18 protein-coding genes are annotated in these 18,683 nt (G+C 29.0%); 2 read left to right on the top strand and 16 right to left on the bottom strand.

What is annotated here, in order from left to right; genetic code table 11:
• Nucleotides 1-4: 4 nt before the first annotated feature.
• Complete coding sequence (locus NGI68_RS11850) at nucleotides 5-385, bottom strand: hypothetical protein (protein ID WP_251861689.1); 381 nt, start codon at nucleotides 383-385, stop codon at nucleotides 5-7.
• A 21-nt stretch (nucleotides 386-406) separates the two neighbouring features.
• The gene (locus NGI68_RS11855) at nucleotides 407-772 is read right to left on the bottom strand and encodes a DUF2089 domain-containing protein (RefSeq protein ID WP_251861690.1); all 366 of its coding nucleotides are present in this window, start codon (nucleotides 770-772) and stop codon (nucleotides 407-409) included.
• A gap of 375 nt (nucleotides 773-1,147) precedes the next feature.
• Here NGI68_RS11855 and NGI68_RS11860 point away from each other — a divergent pair, with 375 nt between their 5' ends.
• Nucleotides 1,148-3,619 (top strand): GxGYxYP domain-containing protein, encoded by a 2,472-nt coding sequence (locus NGI68_RS11860; protein WP_251861691.1) that lies wholly within the window; start codon nucleotides 1,148-1,150, stop codon nucleotides 3,617-3,619.
• 275 nt (nucleotides 3,620-3,894) lie between these two features.
• Here the strand turns inward: NGI68_RS11860 and NGI68_RS11865 are convergent, their stop codons facing one another.
• From NGI68_RS11865 to NGI68_RS11920, 12 genes are all read right to left on the bottom strand, one after another.
• Nucleotides 3,895-4,257: a creatininase family protein gene (locus NGI68_RS11865; protein WP_251861692.1), complete on the bottom strand. Its 363-nt coding sequence runs from the start codon at nucleotides 4,255-4,257 to the stop codon at nucleotides 3,895-3,897.
• Nucleotides 4,254-5,222 carry a creatininase family protein gene (locus NGI68_RS11870; RefSeq protein WP_353505395.1) on the bottom strand — a complete coding sequence of 323 codons (969 nt, stop codon included), beginning with the start codon at nucleotides 5,220-5,222 and terminating at the stop codon, nucleotides 4,254-4,256. The genes NGI68_RS11865 and NGI68_RS11870 overlap by 4 nt, the downstream gene beginning before the upstream one ends.
• A gap of 44 nt (nucleotides 5,223-5,266) precedes the next feature.
• Complete coding sequence (locus NGI68_RS11875) at nucleotides 5,267-5,848, bottom strand: phosphotriesterase family protein (RefSeq protein WP_251861693.1); 582 nt, start codon at nucleotides 5,846-5,848, stop codon at nucleotides 5,267-5,269.
• A 7-nt stretch (nucleotides 5,849-5,855) separates the two neighbouring features.
• The gene (locus NGI68_RS11880) at nucleotides 5,856-6,179 is read right to left on the bottom strand and encodes a phosphotriesterase family protein (protein ID WP_251861694.1); all 324 of its coding nucleotides are present in this window, start codon (nucleotides 6,177-6,179) and stop codon (nucleotides 5,856-5,858) included.
• A 143-nt stretch (nucleotides 6,180-6,322) separates the two neighbouring features.
• A complete protein-coding gene (locus NGI68_RS11885; protein ID WP_353505390.1) occupies nucleotides 6,323-6,655 on the bottom strand; it encodes a PTS transporter subunit IIC in 333 nt (110 codons plus the stop codon).
• 28 nt (nucleotides 6,656-6,683) lie between these two features.
• On the bottom strand, nucleotides 6,684-7,586 hold the full coding sequence (locus tag NGI68_RS11890; RefSeq protein ID WP_251861695.1) for a PTS transporter subunit IIC: 903 nt from the start codon (nucleotides 7,584-7,586) through the stop codon (nucleotides 6,684-6,686).
• An 18-nt stretch (nucleotides 7,587-7,604) separates the two neighbouring features.
• Entirely contained in the window at nucleotides 7,605-7,832 is a 228-nt protein-coding gene (locus tag NGI68_RS11895) for a PTS sugar transporter subunit IIB (protein WP_251861696.1), read from the bottom strand.
• Nucleotides 7,833-7,892: 60 nt separating this feature from the next.
• On the bottom strand, nucleotides 7,893-8,633 hold the full coding sequence (locus NGI68_RS11900; RefSeq protein WP_251861697.1) for a GntR family transcriptional regulator: 741 nt from the start codon (nucleotides 8,631-8,633) through the stop codon (nucleotides 7,893-7,895).
• Nucleotides 8,634-9,009: 376 nt separating this feature from the next.
• Complete coding sequence (gene gltA / locus NGI68_RS11905; protein WP_251861698.1) at nucleotides 9,010-10,392, bottom strand: NADPH-dependent glutamate synthase; 1,383 nt, start codon at nucleotides 10,390-10,392, stop codon at nucleotides 9,010-9,012.
• Complete coding sequence (locus NGI68_RS11910) at nucleotides 10,392-11,279, bottom strand: sulfide/dihydroorotate dehydrogenase-like FAD/NAD-binding protein (RefSeq protein ID WP_251861699.1); 888 nt, start codon at nucleotides 11,277-11,279, stop codon at nucleotides 10,392-10,394. The genes gltA and NGI68_RS11910 overlap by 1 nt, the downstream gene beginning before the upstream one ends.
• Before the next feature lie 388 nt (nucleotides 11,280-11,667).
• Nucleotides 11,668-12,834, bottom strand: coding sequence for an iron-containing alcohol dehydrogenase (locus tag NGI68_RS11915; RefSeq protein WP_251861700.1), 1,167 nt, complete (start codon nucleotides 12,832-12,834; stop codon nucleotides 11,668-11,670).
• A 481-nt stretch (nucleotides 12,835-13,315) separates the two neighbouring features.
• Nucleotides 13,316-15,226 (bottom strand): sigma-54-dependent Fis family transcriptional regulator, encoded by a 1,911-nt coding sequence (locus tag NGI68_RS11920; protein WP_251861701.1) that lies wholly within the window; start codon nucleotides 15,224-15,226, stop codon nucleotides 13,316-13,318.
• A gap of 256 nt (nucleotides 15,227-15,482) precedes the next feature.
• On the opposite strand from NGI68_RS11920, the gene NGI68_RS11925 reads away from it, so the two are divergent.
• On the top strand, nucleotides 15,483-17,486 hold the full coding sequence (locus NGI68_RS11925) for an oxidoreductase (RefSeq protein WP_251861702.1): 2,004 nt from the start codon (nucleotides 15,483-15,485) through the stop codon (nucleotides 17,484-17,486).
• A gap of 167 nt (nucleotides 17,487-17,653) precedes the next feature.
• Here the strand turns inward: NGI68_RS11925 and NGI68_RS11930 are convergent, their stop codons facing one another.
• Entirely contained in the window at nucleotides 17,654-18,385 is a 732-nt protein-coding gene (locus NGI68_RS11930) for an IS3 family transposase (protein ID WP_353505396.1), read from the bottom strand.
• Nucleotides 18,346-18,618: a transposase gene (locus NGI68_RS11935; RefSeq protein ID WP_251861703.1), complete on the bottom strand. Its 273-nt coding sequence runs from the start codon at nucleotides 18,616-18,618 to the stop codon at nucleotides 18,346-18,348. Before NGI68_RS11935 ends, NGI68_RS11930 begins: the two co-directional genes overlap by 40 nt.
• Nucleotides 18,619-18,683: the final 65 nt, after the last annotated feature.

Here is an 18,683-nt window from a genome sequence, read left to right on the forward strand (position 1 = left end):
TCACCTATTCAATAACTATTCTTACAATATCACCTTTACCTGAATTTACTGATACTATTTCTCCTAGCATTTCATTTTCTATTGCTTTACTTATGGTTTCTGTTAACATTTCTAAGTCTAATCCCTCCAAATTACTATTTTTTATAGGTAATTTTCCTGATACTTTTAAAATTGAAGTTAATACAGGCACTGGCATATTAATTCTTACATTATCTCCTTCGGAAGAGTCTACATGCACCTTAAGCATTTTATCATTGTAGCTCCCCAAATTACTTATGTTAGTTTTATTATTTGTATACATAGCCTCAATAAGATCTGCACATTTTTCTACATCTATTCTATCTTCAGATAACATGTTCAATATTTTTATTAAATCTTCTCTCATAACTATCCCTCCATTATTTTATTAATCTTTTTTCAATATTTTTATTGCCTCATCTGCAGATATTTCTCCTCTTTCTAAGGCTCCTATTACATCTTTTTCTTCTTTGTTATTTTTAATTAATTCTTTATACCCTAATGCATTAATTACTTCATCTAATTTTGATCTAACTGTAGGATAAGAAATTCCAAGTTGCTTTTCTACATCTTTAATACTTCCTCTGCACATAATAAATACTTCTATAAATTTCAGCTGTTCTTTAGTTAAATAATCAAACTTAGAAAATTTAAAATCATTTTCTATAACAGTATTACATGAAGAACAATTAATCCTTGTTATTTTTAGCTTTTTTCCGCATACTGGACAAACCGTTATTGCCTTATATATCATCCTATCCCTCCTGTTATTTTATATAATACTCTTATATGTTAATATAGTCAATAGTTAAACTTAATTTTATTAATGTATATATTAATAAAATTAAGTTGTATCTATTATATTATTAATTTATTTAATATTGAATATGTAATACTTAATGTTTTTCTATTTACTATATATAGTTATGCATTAAAATAAAATTCTTATTTTTCAACTATTATATATACCTAAATATAAATAATAATACTAAATATAAATTATATAAAATGAGCAAATATGTTTTTTATAAGAATCCATTTATAACCTGTATATAAGTTATTTAAATGACACATTATATATTTTAAGTAAACATATTTATTTAAAATTATTATAATCGAGGTGATACAAATGAAGAAAAAATTCAAATTAAGTATATCTATTTTATTATTAGTTGTAGGTATATTTTCATTTTTTACAATAAAAAACAAAGTTACTTCAGCTACAGATAACAATAATAGTGTCAACCTTGTTTTAGATTCACAAAACAACGATAAAATTCCAGCAAAATTTCGTAAATCCTCTGATTTATCAAATCTAAAGGGCAATAAAAATATAAATCTTACAGGATTAGATACATTAAATATTTCTGGAAGCAAACAATTTTCTGAGCAAAATCTTCCCATTGTAATAAGTAATATAAACACTCAACTTCCTATAACAGTTGTTGATTTAAGACAAGAATCTCACGGATTTATCAATGGATTACCTGTTAGTTGGGCTAATAAAAAGAATAACGCTAATGTAGGATTGACTAAAGCACAGGTTTTAGAAGATGAAAATAAAAAACTAAAAAGTATTAAATTAAATTCACCTATTAGTTTTTATAATCATCCTAACAAGACCATAATTCCAACTAAAGTTGAAAATGAAGAACAACTTGTTAAGCATAATCTTTTATCTTATATTCGTGTACCTGTTACTGACACCAAACTACCTACAGATGATATGGTGGATTATTTTGTTGATACAATAAAATCTAATCATATAGATACATGGTATCATTTTCACTGTAAACAAGGTATAGGCAGAACTACTACTTTTATGATCATGTATGATATGATGAGAAATTCAGAAAAAGTTGCTGCTGATGACATTATACAAAGACAACTTTTATTAGCAGGATTTGATGAGAAACATATGAAATCTTTTTATAATAATGAAAGATATAATTTCCTTCAAAATTTTTATAAATACACTAAAGAAAATAGTCATAAATTTGATGTGAAATGGAGCGATTGGAAAAAAACTCTTAATACTATGAATACAAGAAGCAATAGTTTTTTTCCTATTGCTTCTTCAAATAAATCAAGTTCTAATTATATAAAAAATACTAAAGTTCCTTCTCACTTATATGTTATATCTCAAAATGCTATGAATTCTAGTGAAAGAACAATGATAGCTACCCTTCAAGGAATAGTTAATCCTAAGTGTTCCCACCAAATATACACTCTTAATTCTTCCCAACCTGATTATAAAATATGGTTAAATAATTTAAAAAATAATTATGGTATATCCTATGAAAATATTTCAGATCCTTGGAAATTACTCTCTATATACAAAAGTTATGTTAAAGGATATGTACTTTATAGCAATAAATCATCAGAAGATCCTTCTATAAATAATGCTTGTTCTTTTGCATCATTAAATGATTCTATTGCTATTGATGAAAGTATTGAAAAGAATGTACGAGCCCATAGTATAAAAAATGTTGCTGGAGATTGTAGAAACACTGATAAAAACTGGGCTTATAATAAGCTGTGGAATTGTGGATTAAATCACTCAATGGTAATTCAACTATCTCCCAAAAGAGATACAGCTTTAAGAGATTATGCTATAATGACCAGAGCTCTAATCTTTTATGAAGATAGTATAAAAGATACTTCGCTTAGGGATAAAGTATTCTCATCTATGAACTCTAATTCCACTTGTCTAGGCTGGGGACCGGATGAATTTATAAATGTAAGTACCTCATCAAAATATGGTGTAAGTATGGTAGCTTCAGATTGGTCTTATAATTTAACTGTATTAAGTGCTTTTCCATCTGTTGCTATAAGTCAAAAGTCTATTTCAAACATTCCCAACAACAAACAAGCTCATTATGTAACATTTATTATGTCAGATGGAGACAATCAACAATGGAATCTTGGAAATAATTATAATTCTCCTAAATGGTACGGTTCTAACCATAGGGGAAATTTTAATATGGGTTGGTCTTTAAGTCCATCTCTATACTACTTAGCTCCTACTGTATTTAATTTATATTATAAAAATGCCTCTTGTGGAACTAACAATGATTATTTTGTAGTATCTCCATCCGGTAATGGATATATATATCCAAGTAAATTTAATAAAAATGACCTGCATGATTATGTTACTACCCTAAATCGATATATGGGCAAAGTAGATGAAAAGTATGTGGCAATTATAGATGATTCTTCTTTTTATAATACTACTCTTTGGGATAAATTCACCAAAGAATCCAATATAGATGGGTTATTTTATCTAGATTATCATAAACATGATAATTACAATGGTAAAATAATTTGGTCTAATAACAAACCAATAATATCTTGTAGAGATCTTCTTTGGAATAATTTAGAAAATGAAGATGAATTAGTAAGAAATATAAATAAAAGAATTGATTCTGGTGAGATAGGTGTTGATAATCCCAATAGTTATACTTTTGTATATGTTCATGCTTGGAGTAAAAACTTAGATAATATTGAAAATGCCATTAACAAACTAAGAAAAAATCCTAATGTAGAAATAGTTACCCCTGAAACTTTTATGGAGTTAATAACTAAAAACATTAAACATTAAACTTTAAAAATTGTTAATTATAACAAAAAAGAGCTAAAGCATTTTATTTGCCTTAGCTCTTTTAAACTTAATAAACCCTTTCTAAATTTCTCTATAGATTTCATGATATTTGTAAATAATGTCCTATATAATTATTTATAGCTACCCTTTATAATTCTATATAGATACTCTTTTATATAATAGATAATCTTATATACTCTTTCACATATCTATCCTATAATATGCATTATAGATTAGATCACCTTGGTCAGTATTTTATAGTATCTATATCTTTTTTATAATGCTTTTATTATATCTACAATTTTTTTTGTAAATATATTTAATAGCTTTTCTCCTTTTTCTCTTGTAGCTCTTGTTGGATCTCCATAAACTCCACTTTTACTTAAATCTCCTAATGAAATAGTTGATTTCCCATATAGCAAAGGTTTATCAGGATATTCTTTAACTGCCTTATCCATATTAACTAACTCAGGATTTATGGCTAACATAAGAGATGTTTCAAACTCACAGGCATGTATAAGACCATACCAAGTGTCTGACTCCATAATTTCCTTCATTACTTCATTCATATCAGGATAAAAAATATATATTACTTTTATCCCTATTTCATCCTCTAATTCTCTAGCTGCGTATTTCATAGAAGCATTATTAGCATCATGTCATTTATAACAATAAGATTTTTCACTCCATATCTATCTAAACTTGAAGCTGTATCCTTAATTATTTCCTCCACATTATGTTGTTTTAGAGTAATTGTACCAGGTATATTTCTCCATACCCAAGAATATCCGAAAGGAATAGCTGGCAACAATAATGCTTCCGTTTCTTCACATACCCTTCTGCCTAATTCTTCTGCTATAATTATATCTGTACCTAGGGGTAAATGATGACCATGTTGTTCTAGAGCTCCTATTGGTAAAACGGCTACAGATGTTTTTTTAAAGCTGTCTTTTATTTCATCTCTGGTCATATTTATCATTTCATATTTGTTTTTCATAAAAATCATCCTTTTTTTTATGACTTTTATATACTCTTTAGCATTATTTCTTACATACTCTTTATCTTGTTTTGATGAACCTCCAGGTACAAGATCACTACCTATTCCTACAGCATAAAAACCATTCTCTAGAAAATAATTAATATTTTTTATATTCACTCCTCCCACTGCAACAAATTTCATGTTTGGAAATGGATCCTTTAAACTATTAATATAATCAAAACCTAATATATTAGCAGGAAATAACTTGCATATATCTATTTTTTCTGCCATTGCCTGTGCAACTTCCCCAGCAGTAAATACTCCAGGTAATATACTTACATTTAATCTGTTTACATATCTAACTAATTCTCTATCAAATCCAGGAGTAATTATATACTTTGCCCCCACTTCTAAATACTTACTAACTTGATCTTTATTTATAACTGTTCCCACTCCTAAGTTTATATCTGAATTTTTAAAATTCTTATATATCTCATCTATAGAAGCAATTCCTTCTTTTTCATCACTTAAAGAAACTTCTATCCAATTTATCCCTTCTTCTAATAATACTTCAGCAATAAATGGAGCATCCTTAGAACTTATTCCCCTAAGTATTGCAACAATATGATTTTTTTAGTTTTCTCATATAGTTCCTCCTATACTTACTTCTAAAACTGTGACAACCACTCTGCAGGATTATTTTTGAATATAGTATCTATTTGTTCTTTTGAAATACCTTCATCCATAAGCCGCGGAATAAATTTTGTTTTTATAAATTTAAATCCTGGTCCTCCTCCGTATGCTTGTAAATATGATGCTCTTCCCATATCTCCAGAAATCAATATTTGATTTATGAATCCATGATTAATTAAATTTTTTATAAGATCTACTCTTATACTATCAGGATAATATTTTACTTTTCCTGGGCCATCAAATTGTATATATGCCCCTCTTTCAGCTAATTTCAAATGATAATATGGGTCTGCATTTCTATCCAAGTCTCCAACGGCTACCTTAGTAAGATCAATTCCTTCTTCCTTTAATATATCTAACATTTCCATACCCATAGTACCAGCCTCAGTATGAAGCCATATAGGTGCACCAGTTTCCTTATGTGCCATAGCAATTGCCCTTGTAGTTTTATCTTCCAATGGGTGAACTAAGTTATACCATGATCCGCCTTTTAAAAATCCTGCTTTTGCATCAGTATCATCCATCCCTACTTCTACATCATGAACTAGAATATTCATTATTTGTTTAATATTTTTCTTCTACCCATTTTGGATAATATATATGCTTATTAAATCCTGTTGTAGCAACCACATTAACACCTGATTGTTGAGACATTCTTTTTAAAACTCCACCGTCTCTACCGTAATCTATTGTGGAAGCCTCAACTAGTGTTTCTCCTCCTACTTCCTTAAAATTTAATAACTCTTTTAAGCTTTTACTATAATCACTTAACTCAAGATCTCTATCCTTTTGTGATGATGGTGGTACCGCATGTAAATGTTCATGAGAATAGGTAAATCCTAATTCTTCTTTATTTATATCTCCTAAAACAGTTCTAATTTTCCCCATTTTCTTATCTCTCCTAACTTATTAATTTCCATATTATTCTTATAAAAATTCAATTTATACTGCCCAGTTTATTAGCTTTATATTGTAAATATAAACAATCACTATCAAGGCCATAAATAACTCAAATACAAAATTATTCACACCTAAATTCCAAATAATTTACCTACAAGTCTCATTATAATTATAACTATTATAGAATCTGATGAAGCAAACCATAATCCTGCAACTCCATATTTGGTAACATTTACTAGTGGATATGCTAAAGCAATTAATAATGAAAAAGAAAATCCTAAGAACAATCCTGCTATTATAGCACCTCTTCTTCCTCCTGTTTTATTACCAAACACACCTGCTGCTCCACCCATAAAGAACAAACCCATAACACTTGGTAATACCACTACTGGAAGAAAACTTGATATAAATGTTACTATTAATCCTCCCACTATTGCTGATAAAAATCCTATTGTAACTGCCATTGGTGAATATGAATAAAAGATTGGTACATCAAGAGCTGGCTTTGATCCTGGTACTATTTTTTTCTCCTATACCTTTAAAAGCTGGAACAATTTCTCCAAGAAATATTCTTACCCCTTGTAAAAGTACTAATATACCTGCTACAAATGTGAAAGCTTGAATTATACTAAATAAAATTATGTTTTGACCATTGCTTAGTTTTGATACCACATCTTTACCTGCTGCTAAAGCTGTTACTATATATATTCCCGCCATAACCATGCCCATTAATATAGACATATCTTTTAGAAAATCAAATTCTTTAGATACTTTTATTTCCTCTGCTGATCTGGATTTATCTCCAAATATTCCACCTATTACTCCTGATAAGGAAACCAATGAACTTCCCCAAAAACCAAATGCTACATTATCATTACCTGTGACTTTTCTAACCATAGGCTGAGATATTGCTGGAAATAAAACCATAGACACTCCCTGTATTACTGAACCTATTAAAATTAGCTTTGCCCCACTAAACCCCATTTGATCAAGAACTATAGCCATTGTACCTGCAAAACTAAACATCATATGACCTGTTAAAAAAATGTATTTCCAAGGTGTGAGCCTGGCAAGAATCAAGTTTATGAGAAATGAAAATACCATAATAAGTGCTGTTTCTCTACCTAATAATTTTTGAACTGCTGCTACAAGAGAATTGTCTTCTGCTACAATACCACTTAACTGAAATGCACTTGTAAACATTGTACTAAAAGGGATAAGTGCATTTACAATTATTGTAGCACCTGCCTGTAAGATAAGAAAACCAAAAATAGTTTTTAAAGTACCTTTTATTATGTCAGACCCAGATTTCTTTAAAGCTGCTAAACCTACTAGTGCAATTATGCCTAAAATGAAAGCAGGATTACTCAAAATGGCTGTAATAAAAGATAACATAAATTTTCCTCCTCTTTACTATTTATCTTTTAGTTTTATAAGGTAAGGTACAATTTTATTTTCTATTTCATTTTGGTCAAGTATATTGTCTATTCCTATTACTTCAATATTCTCTTCTTTAATTTCTTGTGATATTTCCATTGAAGCTACTATAAGATCACATTCTATTCCTTTAAAAAATCCAAGATCTACTGCTTCTCCATCTACTTCAACACCATGTTTCTTGCCTATTTTTTGAATATTCATCAACTGAATCACCTCTTTTCACATTAGTTTATGTTTATAATTAAATAATCAAACAAAGTTTTATTTGATTTTATTACGTCCATACAAACTAACATTGTATTTATATTTATCACCTCTTATAGTTACATTAGTAAACTCAATGGGTATATTGTCTTTTATATAAGATAATCTTTCAAGATATAGCACAGGTGACCATATATCTATTTCAAGGTTTTCTGCCTCAAATTCTGTTGATTCTCTAGCCTCTAAGGTTTCATCTGCTCTTTCTAAAATAATACCGTATTCGTTTTCAAGACTATCATATAGAGATTCCTTATTTAATCTTTTTTCTTTAATACCCTCTACATATTTTTCTCTTAGATAATTTATCATTATAATAAATGGTTCATTATTTACATATCTTAATCTTTTTATTTGTATTACTTTTTCAAATGGGGATAAATTTAATTTGGTGACGAGTTTTTTAGATGGGTTATCTATTCTATTTATTTCTGTGGATACAGTTTTAAGTATCATTCCTTTTTCTTTCATTTCTTCTGTAAAGCTAGTTATTCTCTCTACATTATGAACAATCTTTGGTTCTTGTACAAATGTACCACTACCTTGTTTTTTTTGTATAACTCCTTCAAGTACAAGCTCATGTATAGCTCTTCTTACAGTCATCCTACTCACATTATACATTTTTTCTATTTCAAGTTCTGTTGGAATACTATCACCTGGTTTGAGCTCTATATCTATTTTTCTTTGAATTTCATCCTTTAATTGTTCATATAGAGGTATATGAGATTTTTTATCAATCATATTTTGTCCCTCTCTTTTTTGATTTTATTTTAATTGATTATAATGAATAAATCAATACATATGTATAATTTATTATATTTTATTATATTTTGTCTTATTATCTATTAATTCATTATGATATTTGTAATAATTCATTATAATGATTATAAAGTATTATTTTCTACTGTACTATATTTAAAATTTACTCCTATTCTAATAACTTTCCCTATATAAAATAAATTTATAAATATAAAAAGAGCATCTCATTTTTCATGAAATGCTCTTTTTGTTTCTTTAGAGTACCCATCTATTTTATATAGTAATAAGTAATTGATTTATAAGTATCTCTCTAATACAAAATATTAAATTCTTATTGAGAGAATATTTAAAAATAAACTTATTTACTTAAATATTCATCAATAGCTTTAGCAGCATTTTTTCCTGCTCCCATAGCAAGTATTACAGTAGCAGCTCCTGTTACAGCATCGCCACCTGCATATACTCCTTCTCTTGAAGTTAATCCTGTTTCTTCTTCTGCTATTATACATCTTCTCTTATTGATCTCTAATCCCTTTGTAGTATGTGATATTAATGGATTTGGAGATGTTCCAAGAGACATTATTACAGTATCTACATCCATTGTATATTCAGAACCTTCTATTTCAACTGGTCTTCTTCTTCCAGATGCATCTGACTCTCCTAATTCCATTTTCACACATTTCATGCCTTTTACCCAGCCTTTTTCATCTTCTAATATTTCTACTGGATTTCTTAAAAGATCAAATATGATTCCTTCTTCTTTTGCATGATGTACTTCTTCTACTCTAGCTGGAAGTTCTTCTTCTGATCTTCTGTATACTATATGAACCTCTGCTCCAAGTCTTAATGCTGTTCTAGCAGCATCCATAGCAACGTTACCGCCTCCTACTACAGCTACTTTTTTACCTACTTTTATAGGTGTATCATACTCATCTTTAAAAGCTTTCATTAAATTATTTCTTGTTAAGAATTCATTAGCTGAAAATACTCCATTAGCATTTTCTCCTGGAATTCCCATAAATTTTGGAAGTCCAGCTCCTGATCCTATAAATACTGCATCAAATTTTTCATCTTCTATAAGTTCATCTATAGTAACGGTTCTTCCTATGATTACATTAGTTTCTATTTTTACACCTAATTTTTTAACATTTTCTATTTCATGTTTTACTACTGTATCCTTTGGTAGTCTAAATTCTGGTATTCCATAAACTAAAACTCCACCTGGTTCATGAAGAGCTTCAAATATAGTTACATCATAACCTTTTTTAGCTAGGTCACCTGCACAAGTAAGTCCTGCTGGACCACTTCCTATTACTGCTACTTTTTTATTTTTGCTAGTTTCCTTTTCTGATAAATCTATATCATGTTCTCTTGACCAATCTGCTACAAATCTTTCAAGTTTTCCTATAGCTACTGGTTCTCCTTTTATACCAAGAACGCATTTACCTTCGCATTGGCTTTCTTGAGGACAGACTCTTCCACAAACTGCTGGTAGTGCACTATATTTTGCTATAGTCTTTGCTGCTTTCTCAAATTCTTTATTTTTAACATGTTGTATAAATTCTGGTATCATTATTGAAACTGGGCACTTTGTTACACACATTGGTTTCTTACAATTTAGACATCTATTAGCTTCTGCCACAGCTTCTTCTTCATTATATCCTAAACACACTTCTTTAAAGTTTTTTGCCCTTACTTTTGGATCTTGTTCCCTAACTGGTATTTTCTTCATTCTATCCATTATGCGTTACCCCCTGCTCCTATATGACATACATGTCCTTCTTTTTCTTCTTCTATTTTATGAAGTCTTTTTCCTTCTTCTGTTTTATATAAAGATTGTCTTTTCATAGCTTCACCGAAATCTACTAAGTGACCATCAAATTCTGGTCCATCTACACAAGTAAATTTTGTTTCTCCACCTACAGTTACTCTACAGGCTCCACACATTCCTGTTCCATCAACCATAAGTGTATTTAAACTTACAATTGTAGGTATTTTATATTCTTTTGTTAGCTTAGCTACAAAATTCATCATAATCATAGGTCCTATAGTTATTACCCTATCATATTTTTCTCCATTATCTATTAATTCTTTTAATTTATTTGTTACAAGTCCATGGAATCCATAAGAACCATCATCTGTACAAGGATATACTTTAGCTCCTAACTTTGTCATTTCATTTTCTAATAATATAAAATCTTTATTTTTTCCTCCTATTATAACTTCAGGCTTTATTCCTCTTTCACAAAGCCATTTTACTTGAGGATATACAGGTGCTGCTCCTACTCCACCTGCCACAAACATTAATTTCATTTTTTTAAGAGATTCTAAATCTTCTTCTACAAATTCTGATGGTTGTCCAAGAGGACCTACAAAATCCATAAAATAATCTCCTGCTTTAAGATCTACCATTCTAGTAGTTGATGAACCAACTGCTTGTACGACTATAGTAATTGTACCTTTTTTTTCATTATAATCTGCTACTGTAAGTGGTATTCTTTCGCCTTTTTCATCTATTCTTACTATAATAAATTGTCCTGGCTTTGCTGATTTAGCTACTCTTTTTGCTTCCACTTCTATAGAATATATTTTTGGTGCTAATTCTTTTTTTTCAATTATCTTATACAATCTCATTCCCCCTATTTTGTTGTTCTATTAATGTGATATTTTTATTAGAAATAAATATAAACACTATAAGTGCTTTAATAAGTTTTTTATAAACTTAATTTAATAATCATTAAAAGAACTTATATTAATTTTTTATATTTGAAACTAAGAATTCTATTTATAAAAATTCTTAGTTTCAAATATAATTTTTATCCCAATCAAAAATTTATAATATTTTAAATCGACATGAAACTCTAAAACTTCCTCCTTATATTAAAGGAAGCCTTAGAGTTATAAGATAACTTTCTTATCTACAAAAATTTGTTTATTAATTAAAAGAGAAGTACTGCAATCATAATTATAGCTATTTTTTATCTTCTCTTATTAAATTTTTTAATTACACTTTCACTTAAAATTCTACATCTTCTCCATAATATGTGCAAGTAAATAATTTCTCCATAGTTGCATCATCAATTTTTCTTGGATTTGATCCAGTACAAGCATCTAACACTGCATTATGAGAAATATATTTAACATTTTCTTTAAATTCATCTTCTTTTATACCATATTCTTTTAAAGTTAATGGTATATTCATAGTTTTGTTCATTTCTCTTATCATTTCTATTAAAGATTTAACTAATTCATCAGTATTTTCACCTTTAAGTCCAAGTGTTTTTGCAATAGTAGCATATCTTTCTTTGCAATCTTTAGCATTATATTGGATTACATAAGGTAAGAAAATTGCGTTAGCACATCCATGAGGAATATGGAATACTGCTCCTGTTTTATGAGCCATTGAATGTGCAATTCCAAGTAATGCATTAGAAAAAGCCATTCCTGCTAAACATTGAGCTAAATGCATTTGTCCTCTTGATTCTTTATCTCCATTATAGGATTTAACTAAATGTTCTTTTATCATAACTATAGCTTGTATTGCAAGTGGGTCTGAAAATACAGATCTTAATCCTGCTACATAAGCTTCTATAGCATGAGTTAATGCATCCATACCAGTATGAGCTGTTAATTTAGCTGGCATTGTTTGAGCTAAATCTGGATCTACTATAGCTACATCTGGAGTCAAGTTAAAATCGGCTAAAGGATATTTAATTTTTTTCTTGTAATCAGTTATAACTGAAAAAGCTGTAACTTCAGTAGCTGTTCCACTAGTTGATGGTATAGCAACAAATTTAGCTTTTTGTCTTAATTCAGGTATTCCAAATGGTACAACTGCTTGTTCGAATGTGAAATCTGGGTACTCATAGAATATCCACATAGCTTTTGCTGCATCTATTGGTGAACCACCACCTATTGAAACTATTAGATCGGGCTTAAATTCTCTCATAACAGCAGCACCATTCATAACAGTTTCAACTGATGGGTCTGGTTCTACGCCTTCAATTAATCTAACTTCTATACCTGCTTCTTTTAAATAACTTTCTACTTTATCTAAAAATCCAAATCTTTTCATCGAACCGCCGCCAACAACTACTACGGCTTTCTTACCTTTTAATGTCTTTAATGATTCTAAAGAACCTTTTCCAAAATAAAGATCTCTTGGCAATGTGAATCTTTCCATAGTTAGAACTCCTCCTAATATTTATTTAATGTTAAAATATTTTTAATAATTTAGTAATATTAATATTGCACAAATATTTAAAGCAACTACCATGCCAAAAATTTAACAAACTTATAAAATTTTATTTATATTTTTTATTCATTAGTATATAATATTACAAAATATAAAATAATATTTATGTTTTTAAAGCTTTTTCCCCTGAATATATGCTTTTTTAACATAATATATTGTAATAACAATTTATGTGATAAAATAATAACTATTTTGTTAAAAAATAAATTAATATTTATGACATTTGCCCTATATAATAGAAAAACCAAAGCAGCTTAGTGTATTATTTTTATACACTAAGCTGCTTTGAACTGTATGATTTTTATACATTGTATAAAAATCATACAGTTTGTTTTTATATTTTTGTTACTTACTTATAAAACAAAAGTATAGTTTTTCACTATATATTTAACATAATAAAATCAATATTTTAAATTTCATATTTTTTAATTTTAGAATATAGAGTAGCTCTAGTTATACCAAGAGCTTTTGCGGTTTGGGACATATTATCATTATATTCATTTAATGTATTTATAATAGCTTCTTTTTCAATTTCAGCTAAAGTTTTTATCTTACTACTATATAAAAGTTCTATGTTATTTTCGTGAAAACTATGATTATCATTAGCATCTTTACAATCTTGTTCCAACATAAAAGAACTATCTCCATTTAAATTAACTATGTTCTCAATAAAGTTTTCTAACTCTCTTATATTCCCTGGCCAATTGTACTGTAACATATTAAAATATACATCTCTCTTTAATTTAGGCATTGGTTTATTTAACTTTATAGCTTTATTCCTTAAAAAATATCTAATAAGTATAGGTAGATCTCCCTTTCTTTCTCTAATAGGAGGTAACTTTATAGGTATTACACTTAATCTATAGTATAAATCTTGTCTGAAAGTTCCCTTATCTACCTCTTTTTTCAAATCCTTATTAGTAGCACCAATAATTCTAACATTTACAGGTATTATTTTATCTCCTCCAACTCTAGTTACATATCCTTCTTGCAGAACTCTTAGTAAATTCACTTGCATGTCTAAAGGCATTTCTCCTATTTCGTCTAAAAATAAAGTACCTCCATTAGCTAATTCAAATTTTCCTGCATGTCCACCTCTTCTAGCTCCTGTAAAAGCTCCATCTTCATATCCAAAAAGTTCACTTTCTATTAAACTTTTAGGTATAGCTCCACAATTTATGGCAATAAAACTATTTTCTCTTCTATCACTATAATTGTGAATAGATTGAGCCAATAATTCTTTACCTGTACCACTTTCTCCTTCTATCAATACCGTTGAAGGTGATGAACTTATACTTTTAGCATAATTTATTACCCTTTTTATCTCTTGGCTTTCTCCTACAATATCTTGAAAATTATATACTGCTCTCATTCCACTATATTTATTTACCAAATCTAATACAGTTTTTATTTCCTTAAAAACTATAACCATTCCAATCATTTCATTTTCTATTCTTATTGGTGTGGCAGAAACATTGTATCTTCCTTTAATGTATTCATCATTTAAAACTGCTTCTTTATCTTCATAAGTTTTACCATTTCTTATTCTCTCAAATATATATTTCCAATTTGGCAGTATACTCTCCACAGATTTCTCCAAAAGATCCTTATCCGTAATATTAAGTATACTACAAGCAGCTTTATTTATAGTTTTAACCTGTCCATTAGAATCCACCACATATATTCCCGAAGATATTGAATCTACTATAGTATTCATATATTGATAAGTTTCTAATAATTTTTTATTTGTATTATCTATTTTTATTTGATTTTCTATAGATTTAACCGTTGCTACAACTAATCCCAAAGTGTGAGCATGCACCCTATCTCTGTCTCCAGTTAAATTTAAACATCCAATTATCTCTCCATTTATGTCATGTACTGGTGCTGCAGAGCATGTCCATCTATGATAAGCTTTTATAAAATGCTCTTTTTCAGATATTTGTATAGGCATGTTTTCCTTTATAGCCGTTCCCATAGCATTAGTTCCAATACTGTTTTCAGACATAAAGGCTCCTACTACCATATTTAAATTATAAGCTATATCTATTACTTCTTTATCTCCAGTGATTTTTAAAATACATCCTTCTTTGTCTGTTAAAATTATAAAAAATTCTGATCCCTTTAAGAAGTCATATATTATATCTATAAAAGGAGAAGCAACCTTTAAAAACTTCTTATTCTTCTCTATATTATTAGTAATTTCCTTACCTTTAAGAATTTTTTTAGGGAAAACTCTATTTTCCTCTATGCCAAAATATACAGATCTCTCATGAGATTTTTTTATTATATTATCCTGTTTTTCTTTACCATAAATCAATCTATCACTTCCTTATGGAAATATTATATCAAAATTTAGATTTTTATATAATTTTATATTTTAATTTGTAATTTTATTATACCATTAATAAAAATTCTACTTATACAGTATTAAACTTAATTTATTTTTCAGAATATTTCCAATTGCTATATTGCTATTTTTATATCAATATATTATATTAGAGTTGTTAGGTAAATTAAGGCAATAAATAAATTTAATTACTGAATTTAACATATATTTAAAAGAGGAGGATTTTATGGATACTAAATATTCAAATTTATTTGAACCTATTAAAATAGGTAAAATGGAAGTTAAAAACAGATTCGTAATGGCTCCTATGGGACCTGCTGGACTTTGCTCTGAAGATGGCAGTTTTAATGAAAAAGGTATTGAATACTATACAGAAAGAGCAAAAGGTGGTACCGGCTTAATAATGACCGGTGTTACTTATGTTGAAAATCACATAGAAAAATGTGCTATGCCTTCTATGCCCTGTCCAACAATAAATCCTACAAATTTTATAAAAACAGCAAAAGTTCTTACTGAAAGGGTACATGCCTATGATTCAAAAATATTTCTTCAGTTAACAGCAGGTTTTGGACGTGTTAGCATACTTAATATGGTTGGAAATGTTACTCCAATAGCACCTTCTGCTATTCCTCATAAATGGAATCCTGAAATAACCTGTAGACCTCTTACCATAGAAGAAATAGAAACTTATATAAAAAGATTTGGTGAATCTGCTGTTATAGCAAAAGAATCAGGTTTTGATGGTATAGAAGTACATGCTGTACATGAAGGATATCTGCTTGATCAATTCACTATACCACTATATAACAGAAGAACTGATAAATATGGTGGAAGTTTAGAAAATAGATTAAGATTTCCTATAGCTATTCTTAATGAAATTAAAGAAAAATGCGGTAAGGATTTTCCAGTATCCCTTCGTTATAGTGTTAAAAGTTATGTAAAAGGCTTCAATGACGGTGCAGTACCTGGGGAAGACTTTGAAGAAAAAGGTCGTGATTTAGAAGAAGGGCTAAAAGTTGCAAAAATACTAGAAGAAGCTGGTTACGATGCATTTAACGCAGATGCTGGAACTTATGACTCTTGGTATTGGAATCATCCACCTATGTATTTTGAAAAAGGAATGTATCTTTCACTAAATGAAAAATTAAAGAAGGTGCTTAAAGTTCCTGTAATAACTGCAGGAAGAATGGACAACCCTCACCTTGCAAGTGAAGCTATATCTTCTGGGAAAACAGATATGATAGGCTTAGGCAGACCTCTTTTAGCTGATGCATATCTTCCAAGAAAAATAAAAGAAGGAAAGATTAGAGATATTCGTCCATGCTTATCCTGCCAAGATGGATGTATGGGCCGATTAGCTTCTGGTGGTGGAATTTCTTGTGCTGTGAATCCTGCTACAGGTAGAGAAAAAGAGTTTAGACTAACACCTGCTACAACAATAAAAAACATATTAATTATTGGTGGCGGTGTTGCTGGTTGTGAAGCTGCAAGAGTTTCTTCTCTTCGTGGTCATAAAGTTACTTTGTATGAAAAGACAAATAAATTGGGTGGAAATATTGTACCAGGATCAGTACCAGAATTTAAAAATGATGATAAGGCTCTTATGAAATGGTACGATAATCAGTTGCAAGAAATTGGTGTTGATGTACATTTAAATACTGAAGTTACAAAAGATTTGGTTCATAAAACAGATCCTGATGTAATTATTGTAGCTACAGGCTCAACACCTAAAATATTAAAACTAGATGGTAATATGGAAAAAGTTTATACCGCTGAAGATATACTTTTAGGTAATAAAAATCCAGGACTCTCAGTAATAATTGTAGGTGGTGGTTTAGTCGGATGTGAAACTGCTCTTTGGCTTGTAAATCAGGGAAAAAAAGTTACTATTGTAGAAGCCTTAGATAATATATTAGCATCTGGTCCTCCCATATGTCATGCAAACAGCCAAATGCTAAAAGATCTTCTAAAATTCCATAAGGTTAATATTAAAACTAACTCTTCAATAGTTAAAGTAACAGAAGAAGGTGCTATAGTAAAAGAAGGAAATAAGGATTCTACAATTGCCGCTGATTCTATTATTTTATCTGTAGGATATAACTCTAGAAGAGATTTATACCATGAATTAAAATTTGATGATAAAGAAATGTATTTATTGGGAGATGCAAGAGAAGTAAAAAATATTTTAACTGCAATATGGGATGCTTATGAAGTAGCAAGAAATATATAAAAGCTGTGATTTAACATTTCATGTAAGTTAAATTATAATTAAACCATAAACAATATATTTTATATTAGGGCGTGTCTGAAAACTGGTCTTATGTCAATATCTTGGACACAAAAAGTCAAACTTTTTTTATGCTACACTTCTAGCTAATAATTCACATTGATCTGGGGTCATGTAATTAATAGAAGAGTGTAGCCTTTTTTACTAAATGATTGTGTAATATTAAACTTTTTACATAGCTCCTTTAAGTCATTACTAGTGTATTGAGATCCTAAATCGCTATGGAATATTAGTTGCTTATTTTTATGAGGAGATTGGCTGAAATAAGCATTTTTTAAGGCTTTAACAACTAAATCATTAGTCATTCTTTTACCGAAAGCGTAGCCAATTATTTTTTTAGAATGTAAGTCAAGAACTGAAGCTAAATAGCACCAACCATCTTTCATAGTATGAATATATGTAATATCTCCTGCCCATTTTTCATTAATAGAAGTAGTAGTAAAATCTCTTTTTAAAATGTTTTCCAAACCTTCTGCTACCTTTTTAGTTGAATGAGGTTTGTATTTTTTTACAGTTATTGCACAAAGGCCAAGTTCAGTCATTCGTCTTTGAACTCTCTTTAAGGATACTTTAAAGCCTTCTGTAGCAAGTATATGATGAATCCTAGGAGCACCATATATGCCTTTATTTTCTTTATATATCCTTTTGATAGCTGATTTTAATTCCTCATTTTCTATTTTTCTTGCAGATTTAGTTTTATCAAAAGATTTATAATATGTGCTTCTAGCTACGCCTAGAACGGTACACATAGTCTTAATATCATGATTGCTTTTATTACTATCTATAAATTCTATTACTTCATCTAATTTCTTGTTGCAAATATGGCCATAGCTTTTTTTAATATTTCATTTTCCTCTTTAATTCTTGCCATTTCCTTTTTTAAAGCTTTGATCTCCTTCAATGTAATAACTTCATTTTCATCTACTTTAATTTCTTTTACATCTTTAATCCATCCGTTGATTGTTGATTTTGCAATGCCATATTCGCTATTTAGCTCTGATAAGCTCATGCCTGACTTAAATAAGTCTACTATCATATCTTTATATTCTTGATCGTATCTTCTGCCATTTCCCATAATGGACACATGCTTTCTTAACTAAATATTATTTTACTTAGTTCGATTTAATGTGTCCACTACTT

Origin of the sequence: Clostridium sp. Marseille-Q2269 (assembly GCF_943736985.1) — a bacterium.
Lineage (GTDB): Bacteria > Bacillota > Clostridia > Clostridiales > Clostridiaceae > Clostridium_F.